Origin of the sequence: Caballeronia sp. SEWSISQ10-4 2 (genome assembly GCF_030464885.1) — a bacterium.
Taxonomy (GTDB): Bacteria; Pseudomonadota; Gammaproteobacteria; order Burkholderiales; family Burkholderiaceae; genus Caballeronia.
The window spans coordinates 226,375-239,823 of the sequence record NZ_JALPRJ010000002.1; the positions used below are offsets into that span (position 1 = coordinate 226,375).

Consider the following 13,449-nt stretch of genomic DNA (forward strand, 5'->3'; position numbering starts at 1 on the left):
CTGAGCACCGACCCGCTCAACGGGGGCCGCAAAGAGCAGTAACAAGCAGTAAAGCGGTTGCAGTAAATGGAAAGGTGGCAGAGTGGTCGAATGCGCTGGACTCGAAATCCAGTGTACCTTTAGGGGTACCGTGAGTTCGAATCTCACCCTTTCCGCCAAAAACCCATATGCAGCAAGACTTAGAAGCCGCCGCCCGCGGCTTTTTTGTCGTCTGTGCCCTGAATATCCGGTGCACCCTGCGGCCAAACTGCGCCCACTGCCGAGTTTGAGACCCACTGGTCGAACCGGGTCGGGTTGAGGTGCCCATACTTCGCCGCAGTGCGCGCAGCCTTTTTCGCTCTTGCTCGCGCGGCAAGGTCGGCGTCGATGCTCAACAGAAACGTACCGAACCATCTGTTGAAAATCATCTAGCGGGCCTCCTGCCGCCGCCCTGACGGGCGACGGGGTTAAAGTGAGCTTGCCAAAACCGCTTTAACCGGAAGGAGGTCAACGATTTCGCTGATCATCAAATACTCCGTGAGGATGAGACGATCGAAGCATCGAACACCGGATTCATTGCCGTCAACAGATTTGAGCAACCGTGATGAGGTTCGCGGCTACACGTCCATCGCGTAAATTGCTCAAAACGCGCAGAATTCCCATCGACTTTCATGCTCACGCTCAACTCGTGATGCTGAAGAATGGCGCAATTAACGTGGCGAGCAACGCGAACGTCGTCATAGCCCAAGGGCTGCTCCATATCGCTCGTGACAGCGCAGGTGCAGCGCCGTCGCCCGACAACGGTTGAGAGCGCGCCATCAGCAGCATAAAAAACGGCGGCGATCTGGCGCGCCTAGCATGGAATCGGCCTTGCTACTTCTTAAGCGCTTTGTGCCACTCTTCTTGACTCTCGGGTAACAGAATCGGAATGGCAAATTGCACGACTGACGGTCGCGTCCTTTGAAGATCGCTCGCCCTTTACCCGGGCCCCAATACCCCGCACCTTGATCTGGCCACCACCCACCGTCTTGCCGGACTCTTCGACGGTCAGCGCTATGTCAAAGTCAACCACCGTTGATTTGATCCGCGCGCTCGATGAAAAACGATCGTGATCTGCATATTTGTGGCCACCGTCACCGCTTGGGACGATAAAGGCACCCCCTTCGGCATCCTGCGCACCACGAACTCCAGCAACGATTTCTGTAAGGACTTCTTTGACAAACTCATTCAAATTTATTGTGCACTCCCGTTTGGCTTCACGCGTGCGCAGGCGTAGCCTGTAGCTTGACCCCCAATGCCGCCAATAGCTTGAACACCGTTTCTGCCTTAGGTTTCGTGCCGCCCGCGAGCGTCTTGTACAGGCTTTCGCGCCCAACTCCAGCATCAGCGGCTACTTTACTAATACCACGCGCCTTCGCCACGTCACTGATCGCCGCCATCAACACATCGACGTCGCCCTCTTCGAGCGCCGCATTGATGTATTCGGCAATCATTTCCTCGCTGTCCAGGTGTTCCGCTACATCGAAGCGGGAGATCTTGATCTTGCTCATGGTCGTTCCTTCTTGATCGTTGTCCACATTGCAACTGCCCGTTTGATATCCACCTTCTGCGCGGACTTGTCACCGCCACACAGCAACAGATAGACGACACGGGCTTCGCGAGCGTAATACACCCGATAGCCCGGACCGAAGTCGATACGCATTTCCAGCACGCCATCCTGAACCGGTTTCGAATCGCCGAAGTTGCCCAGCTCTGCTCGCTTGATCCGAATGTAGATCAACGCACGCGCCTTCCGGTCCGCAAGGCCGTCAACCCATTCGTCAAAGACTTCAGTGCTGTTGATCGTGTTCATCGGCTCGTATCGTTTGCTTCGTTGTTTGCTCAACCGTTAGAACGATTGTATCCCACAGGATACTGAATCGCAAGTGATTTTAAGTGATTGAACATGTTCGGCAGGAAATCGGAAAGTCGCCGAAACGATTGCCAGATAAGGCGCGCATCATAGGGGTACATGTTCACTGACGGAAAAAGTCTCAGTGAACATGTTCATCGATACGCGAACATGTTCGCATGAGCACCTACGATTCCGCCCCAAACAACGACGATCCGAGCGGCCAAGGCGATGGCAAGGGCGTCCGCTGCTCTCCCCAACTGTGGAAGGCGACCAGGGACGAGTGGGAAGCCGATGCGTCGATGAGTTACGCCACCGCGGTCAAGATCATCGGCGAGCGGCTTGGTGTTCCTGTTCCGTCGAAGGGCGCATGCGCGACTTATGCGAAGCGGAACAACTGGCAGAAGAATGACCCAAGTCACTGGTGCTGCCGGCGACGCGCCTCAGCCAGTCGCCGCGACGCGCCCCGAAAGGGCTGCACCCAAGCGAGTCCCCTTCCCGTCGATCTGGCGAGCCGCCAGCATCTGCCAAGGATGCGAGCGAAGTCGTCGACGATGTTGCCAATGGACTGAATCCGAAGCAGCGCCGCTTCGCTGACTTCTATCTGATTAGTCTAAATGCGACGGATGTGGATGTTGGATAGCGTCAACTACGATGGCTGCCACCGGCAGTCGTTGTCGCGTTGCCGTTCGAGGTACCGGTTCTGGCTGTGATTGCAGTCGGATTTGGCGTCGGTCTGATCGTGCAGGTCGCCGTGAATCACTATTACGGCAAAAGCATCGGCGACACCTGGGATCGATTCGCCGGTTCGCATCACTGGTAGGCTGGGTGCATGGAAAAAAATATTATCAAGCTGCCGCTCGGCATGTTTGTGTTCAACGTGTTGTTCGGCGCGCTGGCGGTGGCGAGTTTTCCGGTTCTGATCTGGGCGCTGCCTGTGATGCTCGGCGCAGCGCTCGTGTATGCCGTGTTTGCGGCTTTTTTTGCGACCGGGTACACGGCCTATCATCAGGGCATGAGCATCCTTATGCCGCTCAATTTTTGCCTCTTCGCGGCAACCGTGTGCGCACTGCTTGCAGACACGCTTGGCCTTGCGCCGCGAGCGATGCTCATCTTGACAGGCGGATATTTCGCCACGTTGATCACGGCGTATTTCATTTTTTTCTTCTGGGAACGGGGGCGGAACTGGAGCGACTTCCGGGACTCGCTGCGGAGCCCCACGCTTGCTATCGAAGGGGTGAGGGTGGTGCGGTTCATTCGTGCGCGCGGAGGCTCCCGGGCGGAAAAAAGCAAATCGCCATCGCTGCTTGCGTCGCTTGGTGCGGCGGCAGGCGTGGTCGTCATGACAGTCGTCGGCGCTGTGTTTGGTGCCCAGGGGAAAGCGCTTTTTCAATGCACCGTTGAGGCCGCGATTCTGGTGTCGCCCTTCGCGGTGCTGCCCTTCGTGATGATGTATTTCGTGAGCGTCCACGAAGTGAGGCGCGTCGAGAAACGACAGCGGACCCGATTTGTGTTCGACGATGTCGAGGCATTGCAACATGAGCGTGCGAAGTTGGGCGTCGCCCGGCTCATCAATCCCAGGCTGCGGCAAGTGGTGCCTCCGGCCCAGTAGTACGCCGACAGGAAAATCCGCAAGCGAAATGAAGTACAACGACGATCGGAATGGAAGAACTACTGCCTTTCTACGAGCGCGAGCTAACGTTGCTCCGACAATACGCGCGCACGTTCGCTGAGCGGAATCCCAAAATTGCTGCCCGGCTCGCCATGGTCGGCGACAACTCCGAGGACCCGCATGTTGAGCGAATGCTCGAATCCTCGGCCCTGTTGGATGCTCGTATCGGCGCGCGGATTGAGGATGAGTTCCCTGATTTCACCGAGGCACTGCTGGAAATGCTGTACCCGTAATATCTGCGGGCGATTCCATCGTGCTCGGTCGCGCAGGTCGCAGCGGATTCCCATGCAAGTCAATTGACCGACGCTGTGACGATAGCGCGTGGAGCGGCACTAGAAGCACGCGTCGGTGAGTGCCGGTTTCGTACTATCTACGATGTGACCGTGTTGCCTCTGCGTTTGACCGAGGCCTGGTACTCTGCGACGGCTATCGCACCGGTGAGCGCCCAGCTTCCATCGAACACTAACGGATTGGTTTCGATTTCGTTCGAACCGGCAACAGAAGCTGAAGCGTTTGGCTCGACCAAAGATGACCGTCCGGTGCGGATACACCTCACTGGACAGCAGACCTTCGTATCGGCATAGACCGATATTCTGTTGTTGCGCACAGTCGCCGCGTTTGTCGAGGCGGATACCAGCGGTCGATGGAAGGCTCTCACGGACATCCCGTTCAGGGCCGTCGGCTTCGAGGATCAGGATGCTCTTGTCGGCGGCGCATCGGACACCCCCTCGGCTTTTCGCATGCTAACGGAGTTTTTTGCCTTTCCCGCCGTTCGACGGTCGCGCGATGGTGTAGTTACCGGAATGGCTCTTCGACAGCCACCGAGAACGATGTGACGAGATTTCCGCTCCGGCCCTGAGCGCTGTCGCTCGGCTCAAGCCGCACCAGAAAATCGATGTCCTTCTGTGCCAGGCGGGCGAACTGCTCTTCGACGGCCGCGAATTTCAGCAGGCACTGGACCTGCCAGTTCATCCCGACGACTAGCCATGTGGAGAGGCCATTCCATTCACTCAGAAGGATTGCTCCAGCGCTGCAATACTCCTCCGCGAATTTCTCGATACGCTTCTCGACGATGCGCGTGTCGTCGGGCGACATGGTGCCCGAAATACGGATCGCGACCGAGTGTGCGACGGTGTCGTGCGCCAGGTAGACCGTGGCGATGCCGCCGAGATGGCGGGACACACGGTCTATCTGTTCCGCGTCCAGATCGTCCTGTACGGCCAGCGCGCCGGACAGGACATAGTCTCCCTTCTCCATGAGATTTCTCCGCTACCTCCGCGCCGCAGGTGACGATGCGGCATCATGCTCCGGCGCCGGGCACGCTGCCAGTGATCCCGCAGGTGAATGCAATCACGCCGGCCTTTCCAGTCGCGCCAGAATCCACGCCTGTCGCGCACGCATCGCACGGACCTGCTGGTCCAGATCGTCCAGTTCGGTGAGCAGTTCGACATGACGTTCAAGCCCGATCGGCAAGAAGGACGGATCGCCATACAGGTTCCTGCTGAAGACCGCACCGGCACGCGCCCACTTCTGCGCAAACTGACTGAGCGTGTCCTCGGTCTCCGACTGTTCGGTCTCGGATAGCCGCCCACTCACTTGAAGGAGAAGAGTATGCGTGACCGCGTCGGTCGCAAAGTAGACGTGAGCAGGGTTGGCGAGTCGCTCAGCGAGGCGCACGGCGTCCGCATGCCGGAACTCGGAGCGCACGGGCATGGCGCCGCAGATTTCGTACTTTCCATGCATGAGAACCTCCTGGAAGGATGCGCACCGCCACTTTCGGTAGGCACGACCGTGCCAATACCGACATCGGGTGCGGTACCATCGCGATTCTAGTAGACATACACGCAGAATATACCCATTCGAGTAGATGTCAAATAATTTAGACCAAATGGATAGTTTTTCACTGCGCCTGAAGCAGGAGCGGCGCCGGCTACGCATGAGCCAAACCGAGTTCGCTGCCCTCGGCGGCGTTCAAACGCAGGCGCAATTGCACTATGAGAAAGGCTCGCGGCGACCTAATTCCGACTATCTGATCGCAATTGCGACTGGGGGAGTCGACGTGCAATACCTGCTCACGGGGCAGCCAGCTCAACCTTCCACACTTGCCTTGTTAATAGACGAGCAGCGACTACTTGCCGGGTATCGGGATCTGAAGCCGAGGGAGAAGAGGGGGGTTTTGGCGCTCGTAGACGCAATCGTTACGCCGCCGCGGCGGAAAGAAAACAATGACGAGCAGTGACAATCATCCGCACTAGGGATGATGTCAGGTGATGGGCCACACGCAATGAGGGCCGGCTTAACAATAGTTTGCCTTTCAATCTGACTGTCCAACATGCCATAGTGTTTTCGCTTTCGTGTCTCTGACGTGTCGATTATTCTCGTTCGTGCTAATTGTCACGCTTTGCCTTGATGGCTGGCTCTGGCTTAGTCGGGCGCCGACGGCGACAAGAACCGAACCAACAAACACTATGGGGAATCCCGGGAAGGCCGCATCCCAGCAGTCTCCCAACCGGTTTGTGGTTCTGTCGGGTACGCCTCTCGCGATCGGTACCCCGCACCTTGCCGTGCTTCGTTCAAGCACATCGGTCGGTCCCACGCCATATCAATTTCTGTTTCAAATCACTAGTTCATTGCATTAATTGAATTAATTCCACATACGTGCTTATTAATAACTGTTGCGAAGCTACGACAAAACATCGTAACGTCCCTCGCTTTAGGCGGTTGTGAAACGAGAGCCCATAAATAATAATGCCAAAAAGATAATTAGGATCCCTTCGATTGGTCTCGTACGTCCCGCAATTTAATCTTTCGTTTCGTTTCGTTTCGTTTCGTTTCGTAATCCAGTGGCGACGGTCAGTTAAATTCAAGTGGTACAGCGCGCGATATCGAAACGCATTTCCGGCTCGGACAGTCCGCCGTAATCGCCCGAAGATTTTTGTACCTTCACCGTCGACCCGTCTTGCGATGGCGTGAGCGTCACTAGCCACGCGTTCGGTCCGACGAGCAGTTCCGAGGCGCTACCCAGCTTCGACGCGGATACCGAAGGCAGTTTGTCTTCGAGACAATTGAGGACGTCGCCGAGCTGGCGGTGCGACGACACGTAGATCACCGGACTTGATGCACGAAGTTCGGGGACGCTAGAGGAACTGCACGCAGCAAGGGTGAATAGAGATGCAAGCAGCGACGCAAACGGGACAACTCGGCGTGAGGGCATAAGCAATGGGCGTCAGTAAAAACGAGGCAGCGATAAAACGGAAAAGGCAACGGAAAAGGCCGTAAATCAGGGGCCTAAACAGCCCGCGGAAGCAAACTGAATCAAGCCTAAAGCATGACCTTGCCCGGCTGCAAGGTAATCGGACAAGCCATCGAAAAAAGAGGGGAAAAGCGCGCGATGCTATCATCGCCGGCATCTTGAATTAATGCGCCGGCGAACCATCGAACCCGCGCGCCGACACACCAACGCTCCATGGCCATCACACTCAAGTCGCCTGCCGACATCGAAAAACTGCGCATTTCCGGGCGCTTGGCCGCAGAAGTCCTCGCGATGATCGGCGAGCATGTGCAACCGGGCGTCACCACGGAAGAGCTGGACACGATCTGCAATCGCTTCATTGTCGATGAACTGAAGGCGATTCCCGCGAACGTGGGCTACATGGGTTTTACGAAGACCATTTGCACGTCGGTGAATCACGTGGTCTGTCACGGCATTCCCGGCGGTCGGGCGTTGAAGGACGGGGACATCGTCAACATCGACGTCGCGATCATCAAGGACGGTTATTTCGGCGATACGAGCCGCATGTACTACGCCGGCACGCCGAGCCGCGAGGCAAAACGGCTATGCGACACGACGTATGAAGCGATGCTCGCCGGCATTCGTGCGGTGCGTCCGGGCGCGACGCTGGGCGACGTCGGCTATGCGATCCAGACCGTTGGGAATCGCGAAGGGTATTCGATCGTGCGCGAGTATTGCGGGCACGGCATTGGCCGCGTGTATCACGAGGATCCGCAAGTGCTGCACTACGGGCAACCGGGCGCGGGATTGCGTTTGAAGCCGGGGCTGGTTTTCACCATCGAACCCATGATCAACGCGGGGCGCGCTGCAACGCAGCAATCGCGTGATGGCTGGACCGTGACGACAAAAGACCGGTCGCTGTCGGCGCAATGGGAACACATGGTCGCGGTGACCGACGCTGGCTTCGAACTGCTCACTCCATGGCCCGATGGCACGGGCGAATACGAAGCGCCGTGAGGTGGTGACGCGCTGGAAGGCCCATGGCAAGGGCGTATCGCGCATCGCCTGAAATAATGATTTGACTCGTTCGCCTGTTCGGTTGAAGCTACTAAAACGACTAAGCTGGCTTAGAAAAGCTTAAGAAGCTTGTGAAAGCTTGAGAGAAAAACACCCGCATGAGTCCTTCACTAACTGTTCGCAGGATCGCCGCGCATCAAGGCGCAGTCCTGCGCGAGCTTCGCACGGCGTCATTGCGCGAGGCGCCGTACGCGTTCGGTGAGACGCTGGAGGAGGCCTTGTCCGCCGATGTCGCAAGCTTCGACGAAACGGCCGATCGCCATGCGAATTCTTCCGCCACTGCGTCGTTTATCCTGTACACCGAAGGTCATCCGGCGGGTCTCGTGGGTGCGTTTATCGATGAAGCGCCGGACCCGCGTGCCTTCGTCTACGCGTTGTGGGTCGCGCCGGCAGTGCGGCATCTGCGAGGCGGCGAATTGCTCGTTAATGCCGCCACGCAATGGCTCGCGGAACGGCGCGTGCAAGATGTCTTCGCCTGGGTGACCGACGAAAACCGCAACGCGATGCGTTTCTACGAGCGCCTGGGTTTTGGTCCGACCGGCGAACGACGCCGTATTCCGGCGCATCCCGAGGAATACGAAACCCTGCTCGTGCGTCGCGTGAGTGATCATGTGACCTGAGCACTCAACCTGACACTCGACTTTGAACCACAGACTCGCAGCATTCTTCGCGCCGCGTTTTGCTTGTCTCTGATTTCCCTCGTCGTCTTCTCTGCCTCTTCTATCGTGCTGCCGTCGCGCCGCCCGCATTTGGGCGTCAATCTGAAATATTCCGTTTGCTTGCCTCACGCCTGTAAAATACGCAAAATTTTTGGCTTTACCTATGTCGCTCAAAAAAACGCCCTTTTTCGAATTGCGCAGCGGCTCTGTCGACACGCTCCTGTTTGTCGTCAAGACTACCGACCTCGACGCGCTGCGCACGGAACTCACGCGGCGCTTCGAAGCGACTCCCGAGTTTTTCGCGAACGATACGGTCGCCATCGACGTGCGCCGTCTGAGCGCCGACGAGCGCATATCGATCAGCGAGCTCGCGGCGTTGCTCGACAGCGTGCGTATGCGCCCGATCGGCGTGGTGGCATCGGGGGAACAGGCATGGGCGTCCGAAGGCGCGCTGCCGTTGCTCGAAGCACGCGACCGGCGCGGTGCGCCGAAGCCGTCGGTGGATGCGGGCATTGAGAATACCGAGGCGGCGGCGGTGATCGAAGCGGCCGTGGCGCAAACGCCTGCGCCCAGCGCGCCCGTGCCGAAGACGACCATCATCGACCGGCCATTGCGTTCGGGCCAGCAGGTCTATGCGAAGGGCGATCTCGTTGTGCTGGGACTGGTGAGCTACGGCGCGGAAGTGATCGCGGAAGGCAACATTCATATCTATGCGCCGTTGCGCGGCCGCGCGCTCGCGGGTGTGCACGGCAATCTCGATGCGCGCATTTTCTGCACGTGTCTGGAGCCGGAACTGATCTCTATCGCCGGCATCTACAGGACGATGGAAACACCGCTTGGCCCCGATGTGCTGGGCAAGTCGGTGCAGATCTGGCTCGACGAAGAAAAACTGATGATCGAACCGCTGAGGCTGACCTGAGAGGCATCAGCCAGGTGCGCTTGATGGGGACGGCGCGCTCTCGGACAGAAGGCCAGCGGACTTAATTGACGAACACAAGGTACAGGAATGGCAAAAATCATTGTGGTGACTTCGGGCAAGGGCGGCGTCGGCAAGACGACCACCAGCGCGAGCTTCGCATCGGCCCTCGCGTTGCGCGGGCATAAAACGGCCGTGATCGACTTCGATGTCGGCCTGCGCAATCTCGATCTCATCATGGGCTGCGAACGCCGCGTGGTGTACGACCTCATCAACGTGATCCAGGGCGAAGCCAACCTCAACCAGGCGCTGATCAAGGACAAGAAGTGCGAGAACCTGTTCATCCTGCCGGCCTCGCAGACGCGCGATAAAGACGCGCTCACGCACGATGGCGTCGAGAAGGTCATCAACGACCTGATCGCGATGGACTTCGAGTACATCGTCTGCGATTCGCCGGCGGGGATCGAGTCGGGCGCGTTGCTGGCCATGCATTTCGCCGACGAAGCGCTGATCGTGACGAATCCGGAAGTGTCGTCCGTACGCGATTCGGACCGCATTCTCGGGATTCTCTCGTCGAAGACCAAGCGCGCAATTGAAGGCAAAGAGCCGATCAAGGAGCATCTGCTGATCACGCGCTATAACCCGAAGCGCGTGAGCGAAGGCGAGATGCTCTCGCTCACCGACATTCAAGAGATCCTGCGGATCGAACTGATCGGCGTGATTCCTGAGTCGGAAGCCGTGCTGCATGCATCCAATCAGGGTCTGCCGGCTGTGCACCTCGATGGCACTGACGTGGCTGAAGCCTACAAGGACATCGTTTCGCGCTTTCTTGGCGAAGAAAAGTCCCTGCGCTTCATCGACTATCAGAAGCCAGGTCTGTTGCAACGCATCTTCGGCAACAAGTAAGGGGACGCAATGTCGATTCTTTCGTTTTTGCTGGGCGAGAAAAAGAAGTCCGCTTCGGTCGCGAAGGAACGCTTGCAGTTGATCATCGCGCACGAGCGAGCGGGCGGTCATGCGCCCGCCGATTATCTGCCGGCGTTGCAACGAGAACTCGTTGCCGTGATTTCCAAGTACGTGAAGATTTCAAGCGACGATATCCGGGTGAGCCTGGAACGTCAGGACGATTTCGAAGTACTCGAAGTGAAGATCGAAATTCCATCGGTTTGAGATGGATGACGGTTTGAACCAGCGCTGAAATATTTCCTTGGCGCGCAGCATCCAAAGGCCGGAATCATTCGATTCCGGCCTTTTCACTATCCGGGCCGTGCACCTTCAAGTCGCATAACCGGATTACATCAATATTCCGTTGCAGTTTAGCCATCGCCGTTACACGGGCGCGGTCGGCTATTCCGTGTCCTCGCGCATTGAGTGTGTATCGCCGATACGGGGCGACCAACTCAAGAGGCCGATCATGAAAATTCGTCTGTTAATCACCCATGCAGCCATTGTTGTGGCCGGCGTCGCGGCTGTCGCAGGAAGTGCGTCGGCTGAGGTCATCATCGTGGCGCCCAATGCGCCGCCGCCCGTGCGCGTGGAATCCGCTCCGCCGGCGCGCGTCGGTTATGTGTGGGATCACGGCCACTGGCGCTGGGAGCATGGCCAATACGTGTGGAATCCGGGGCATTGGGAAGTCGAGCGCGTGGGGTATCACTGGGTGCCGGGGCACTGGATTGCGCGTAGCGGGGCATGGCGCTGGATGCCCGGACACTGGGCCTGACCTCTGATACGTCGCCAGCTTCACGGGCGGCCTGTTGAGCGCTGCCCGAATCCGACGAACCCGTTGCGGAGTTCCACATGAAAACCAAACTTTTAATCCTCGGCTTGCTCGCGACGTTGCTCGCTGGCTGCATTGTCGTGCCGGCGCATCCGTATGCTTATCGGCCGGCGCCGCGCGTCTACGTCTATTAAGGTCCTATTTGGCCACCGGCACTTCGTCCTCAACGGGCGTCTCGGGCACTTCCGGCGATGCCCTGGGCACGGGCACGGGTAGCGGTGTCAGATAGCGCTCGGCCAGTGCCTCATAAAGCGGCGGCGCGAAGAAGCGCGACACCCGGCTCGCAATCAGCGCCGTCGCCATGAGCGAAATCACCAGCGCGTGGCCGTTGATCATTTCCATCACGATCACAAACGACATGATCGGCGACTGCGTGACGGCCGCGAGATAACCGACCATGCCGAGCGCGATCAGCATCGGCAGCTCCATGTGGCTGAAGACCATGTGCAGCACATTGCCGAAGCCGGCGCCAATCGATAGCGACGGCGCGAAGATCCCGCCCGGAATGCCGGGCAGATACGAGCCGATCATCGAAACCATCTTGAGCAGCGGATAAAACAGCGAGAGTTGCTCATGTCCTTCGAGCAGGCCGCGCGCCTCGGCGTAGCCGCTGCCAAAGGTGGTGCCGCCCGACACAAGGCCGACCACGGCGATGATCAGACCGCAGAGCATGGCGAACACGACCGGCCGTGATGCATGCATCTCACGCAATCGCGCCGGAATCCATCTGGACGTATTGAGCAGCAACCAGCAAAACAGGCCGCCTGCGATGCCCGTTACGACGGCCGTGAGCACCACCGCAACGGCAAGCAGATTGGGGAAATGCGCGCCGATTTCTATCGTGCCGAAATAGGTGTAGTTGCCGTTCAGCCCGAGCGCGACGATCCCCGCGAGGATGATGCCGGTGATCAACACGCCGCTTGTGCGCGCTTCGAAACTGCGCGTTAGTTCTTCGATCGCAAACACAATGCCGGCAAGCGGCGTGTTGAACGCCGCCGATAACCCCGCCGCAGCGCCAGCCAGCACGAGTTGCCGTTCGATACGGGCGTTCGAGCGCGGGAACAGGCGCCGCAGGTTGTACATCAGCGCTGCGCCGACCTGCACGGTCGGACCTTCGCGGCCGATGGTGAAACCGCCCAGGATCGCGAGAAACGAGATGCCCATCTTGGCGATCAGAATGCCCGGCGACAGCAGCCGCGCGCCAAGTCCCGGCGGACTGTGCAATACGGCGATGACTTGTGGAATACCGCTGCCTTCCGAGCCGCGAAAGAACGTTCGCGTGAGCCAGACGGATAACGCGGCGACAGCCGGCGTCAGGATCAGCGGCAACCAGATGTGCTCGTGCTGAACCGAGCGAAATGCGTTATAGCCCCAGTCGATGAGCTTCGCGTACAACACCGCGACCAGCCCGACTGCGATTGCTCCAACCCAGAAAATACCGTAGCGATGCCAAACGCTGCGGGCACGTCGAAGCGTAAATCGGGGAAGAGAACGTAGCGCGCGAATCATGTGCAGTGAGCCATGCGACCGGCTGTCGGCAAAGGCGTGATTATACCGATTCGACTTAATAATCGATCTGATCAGGAGCGTATTAACACGCGTCGAAAAAGAAAGCGGGGCGCGGCTATTGAGCCGGCGCCCCAAAAACACTCTCGTCGGGGTGGCGAGAGTGGAGAGAAGAACGTAATGAATAAGTAATATTTTATTCAGCGTTTTGAATGACGCGCAAACGTTTCAACGATGCTCCAGGGAGAATGAAAGTTTTATCGACTACTGTGATTAGTTGTGACGTGGAGCGCTTACTGAAGATCAGTTTGTCATTACTTCGAAAGCGACTACGGCGGCAATGGCGCCGGCATTTGCAATCAATGCCTGGACCACGATCCCGCGCCAGCTCGTTGTCCGGAAACGCACGGCCAGCATGAGCGCGGTGAATATCGCAATGGCGATTATGGCAACGACATCGGCACTTTGAAGATGAATGCGCATGACGCTCGCCTCACGATTGTTCGCTGTTTGTTGAGTATAGACAGGACGTTTCGGTACGCAAGTTGCACAAAAATCGGCAATGGCGTTGTTGTTACGATTATTGAATGATCTGACGGGAATTTTCCAGACGCTGCTAGTACTAACCCGATCTGGTGTTTTCCCGAACATGGCACGCTTTAGCTTTATCCACGGAGCTGCATCGGTCAACTACCCCGCCCTGAAGGGCGGAGCTTGCAGAATACCGCGAGCTCGGGTTG

General features: G+C 58.0%; 18 protein-coding genes, 1 tRNA gene and 1 pseudogene. 11 read left to right on the plus strand and 9 right to left on the minus strand.

Annotated elements, in window-relative coordinates; all coding sequences use genetic code 11:
* The first annotated feature begins 68 nt into the window (after positions 1-68).
* Positions 69-158, plus strand: a tRNA-Ser gene (locus M0D69_RS02655).
* Between the two features lie 21 nt (positions 159-179).
* On the opposite strand, the gene M0D69_RS02660 is transcribed toward M0D69_RS02655, so the two are convergent.
* The 4 genes from M0D69_RS02660 to M0D69_RS02675 all read right to left on the minus strand — a co-directional run bounded on the left by M0D69_RS02660 (position 180) and on the right by M0D69_RS02675 (position 1,831).
* Positions 180-407 (minus strand): hypothetical protein, encoded by a 228-nt coding sequence (locus M0D69_RS02660; RefSeq protein WP_301780521.1) that lies wholly within the window; start codon positions 405-407, stop codon positions 180-182.
* A 452-nt stretch (positions 408-859) separates the two neighbouring features.
* On the minus strand, positions 860-1,210 hold the full coding sequence (locus M0D69_RS02665) for a hypothetical protein (protein ID WP_301780522.1): 351 nt from the start codon (positions 1,208-1,210) through the stop codon (positions 860-862).
* Between the two features lie 25 nt (positions 1,211-1,235).
* Positions 1,236-1,529 carry an addiction module antidote protein gene (locus M0D69_RS02670; protein WP_301780523.1) on the minus strand — a complete coding sequence of 98 codons (294 nt, stop codon included), beginning with the start codon at positions 1,527-1,529 and terminating at the stop codon, positions 1,236-1,238.
* Positions 1,526-1,831 (minus strand): type II toxin-antitoxin system RelE/ParE family toxin, encoded by a 306-nt coding sequence (locus M0D69_RS02675; protein ID WP_301780524.1) that lies wholly within the window; start codon positions 1,829-1,831, stop codon positions 1,526-1,528. Before M0D69_RS02675 ends, M0D69_RS02670 begins: the two co-directional genes overlap by 4 nt.
* Positions 1,832-2,049: 218 nt before the next feature.
* Between M0D69_RS02675 and M0D69_RS02680 the strand changes: the two genes are divergently transcribed.
* From M0D69_RS02680 to M0D69_RS02690, 3 genes and pseudogenes are all read left to right on the plus strand, one after another.
* The gene (locus tag M0D69_RS02680) at positions 2,050-2,442 is read left to right on the plus strand and encodes a hypothetical protein (RefSeq protein ID WP_301780525.1); all 393 of its coding nucleotides are present in this window, start codon (positions 2,050-2,052) and stop codon (positions 2,440-2,442) included.
* A 260-nt stretch (positions 2,443-2,702) separates the two neighbouring features.
* On the plus strand, positions 2,703-3,482 hold the full coding sequence (locus M0D69_RS02685) for a hypothetical protein (protein WP_301780526.1): 780 nt from the start codon (positions 2,703-2,705) through the stop codon (positions 3,480-3,482).
* A 50-nt stretch (positions 3,483-3,532) separates the two neighbouring features.
* Positions 3,533-4,378, plus strand: a pseudogene (locus tag M0D69_RS02690) (type VI secretion system baseplate subunit TssF).
* Here the strand turns inward: M0D69_RS02690 and M0D69_RS02695 are convergent.
* Positions 4,338-4,799, minus strand: coding sequence for a hypothetical protein (locus tag M0D69_RS02695; RefSeq protein ID WP_301780527.1), 462 nt, complete (start codon positions 4,797-4,799; stop codon positions 4,338-4,340). The pseudogene M0D69_RS02690 and the gene M0D69_RS02695 sit on opposite strands and share 41 nt — an antisense overlap.
* Positions 4,800-4,892: 93 nt before the next feature.
* A complete protein-coding gene (locus M0D69_RS02700; RefSeq protein ID WP_301780528.1) occupies positions 4,893-5,285 on the minus strand; it encodes a hypothetical protein in 393 nt (130 codons plus the stop codon).
* A gap of 145 nt (positions 5,286-5,430) precedes the next feature.
* Here M0D69_RS02700 and M0D69_RS02705 point away from each other — a divergent pair, with 145 nt between their 5' ends.
* Positions 5,431-5,781: a helix-turn-helix domain-containing protein gene (locus M0D69_RS02705; protein ID WP_122170661.1), complete on the plus strand. Its 351-nt coding sequence runs from the start codon at positions 5,431-5,433 to the stop codon at positions 5,779-5,781.
* Between the two features lie 624 nt (positions 5,782-6,405).
* On the opposite strand, the gene M0D69_RS02710 is transcribed toward M0D69_RS02705, so the two are convergent.
* Entirely contained in the window at positions 6,406-6,642 is a 237-nt protein-coding gene (locus M0D69_RS02710) for a hypothetical protein (RefSeq protein WP_301780529.1), read from the minus strand.
* 366 nt (positions 6,643-7,008) lie between these two features.
* On the opposite strand from M0D69_RS02710, the gene map reads away from it, so the two are divergent.
* The 6 genes from map to M0D69_RS02740 all read left to right on the plus strand — a co-directional run bounded on the left by map (position 7,009) and on the right by M0D69_RS02740 (position 11,146).
* The gene (gene map / locus M0D69_RS02715) at positions 7,009-7,791 is read left to right on the plus strand and encodes a type I methionyl aminopeptidase (protein ID WP_301780530.1); all 783 of its coding nucleotides are present in this window, start codon (positions 7,009-7,011) and stop codon (positions 7,789-7,791) included.
* Positions 7,792-7,949: 158 nt separating this feature from the next.
* Entirely contained in the window at positions 7,950-8,471 is a 522-nt protein-coding gene (locus M0D69_RS02720) for a GNAT family N-acetyltransferase (RefSeq protein WP_301780531.1), read from the plus strand.
* A 202-nt stretch (positions 8,472-8,673) separates the two neighbouring features.
* Entirely contained in the window at positions 8,674-9,429 is a 756-nt protein-coding gene (gene minC, locus M0D69_RS02725; protein ID WP_301780532.1) for a septum site-determining protein MinC, read from the plus strand.
* A gap of 87 nt (positions 9,430-9,516) precedes the next feature.
* The gene (gene minD / locus M0D69_RS02730; protein ID WP_301780533.1) at positions 9,517-10,332 is read left to right on the plus strand and encodes a septum site-determining protein MinD; all 816 of its coding nucleotides are present in this window, start codon (positions 9,517-9,519) and stop codon (positions 10,330-10,332) included.
* A 9-nt stretch (positions 10,333-10,341) separates the two neighbouring features.
* Entirely contained in the window at positions 10,342-10,596 is a 255-nt protein-coding gene (minE, locus tag M0D69_RS02735; RefSeq protein ID WP_301780534.1) for a cell division topological specificity factor MinE, read from the plus strand.
* A gap of 244 nt (positions 10,597-10,840) precedes the next feature.
* Entirely contained in the window at positions 10,841-11,146 is a 306-nt protein-coding gene (locus M0D69_RS02740) for a YXWGXW repeat-containing protein (protein WP_301780535.1), read from the plus strand.
* Between the two features lie 195 nt (positions 11,147-11,341).
* Here M0D69_RS02740 and M0D69_RS02745 read toward each other — a convergent pair whose 3' ends face one another.
* A complete protein-coding gene (locus M0D69_RS02745; RefSeq protein WP_301780536.1) occupies positions 11,342-12,712 on the minus strand; it encodes a chloride channel protein in 1,371 nt (456 codons plus the stop codon).
* Positions 12,713-13,012: 300 nt separating this feature from the next.
* Positions 13,013-13,192, minus strand: a complete 180-nt coding sequence (locus M0D69_RS02750) for a hypothetical protein (RefSeq protein WP_301780552.1) — start codon at positions 13,190-13,192, stop codon at positions 13,013-13,015.
* Between the last annotated feature and the right edge of the window lie 257 nt (positions 13,193-13,449).

Coding starts and splice junctions, on each gene's coding strand:
- M0D69_RS02705 (WP_122170661.1), top strand. CDS start 5,431: ATGGATAGTTTTTCACTGCGCCTGAAGCAGGAGCGGCGCCGGCTACGC.
- minC (WP_301780532.1), top strand. CDS start 8,674: ATGTCGCTCAAAAAAACGCCCTTTTTCGAATTGCGCAGCGGCTCTGTC.
- M0D69_RS02670 (WP_301780523.1), bottom strand. CDS start 1,529: ATGAGCAAGATCAAGATCTCCCGCTTCGATGTAGCGGAACACCTGGAC.
- map (WP_301780530.1), top strand. CDS start 7,009: ATGGCCATCACACTCAAGTCGCCTGCCGACATCGAAAAACTGCGCATT.
- M0D69_RS02660 (WP_301780521.1), bottom strand. CDS start 407: ATGATTTTCAACAGATGGTTCGGTACGTTTCTGTTGAGCATCGACGCC.
- M0D69_RS02745 (WP_301780536.1), bottom strand. CDS start 12,712: ATGATTCGCGCGCTACGTTCTCTTCCCCGATTTACGCTTCGACGTGCC.
- M0D69_RS02675 (WP_301780524.1), bottom strand. CDS start 1,831: ATGAACACGATCAACAGCACTGAAGTCTTTGACGAATGGGTTGACGGC.
- M0D69_RS02720 (WP_301780531.1), top strand. CDS start 7,950: ATGAGTCCTTCACTAACTGTTCGCAGGATCGCCGCGCATCAAGGCGCA.
- M0D69_RS02750 (WP_301780552.1), bottom strand. CDS start 13,192: ATGCGCATTCATCTTCAAAGTGCCGATGTCGTTGCCATAATCGCCATT.
- M0D69_RS02740 (WP_301780535.1), top strand. CDS start 10,841: ATGAAAATTCGTCTGTTAATCACCCATGCAGCCATTGTTGTGGCCGGC.
- minE (WP_301780534.1), top strand. CDS start 10,342: ATGTCGATTCTTTCGTTTTTGCTGGGCGAGAAAAAGAAGTCCGCTTCG.
- M0D69_RS02700 (WP_301780528.1), bottom strand. CDS start 5,285: ATGCATGGAAAGTACGAAATCTGCGGCGCCATGCCCGTGCGCTCCGAG.
- M0D69_RS02680 (WP_301780525.1), top strand. CDS start 2,050: ATGAGCACCTACGATTCCGCCCCAAACAACGACGATCCGAGCGGCCAA.
- M0D69_RS02685 (WP_301780526.1), top strand. CDS start 2,703: ATGGAAAAAAATATTATCAAGCTGCCGCTCGGCATGTTTGTGTTCAAC.
- M0D69_RS02695 (WP_301780527.1), bottom strand. CDS start 4,799: ATGGAGAAGGGAGACTATGTCCTGTCCGGCGCGCTGGCCGTACAGGAC.
- minD (WP_301780533.1), top strand. CDS start 9,517: ATGGCAAAAATCATTGTGGTGACTTCGGGCAAGGGCGGCGTCGGCAAG.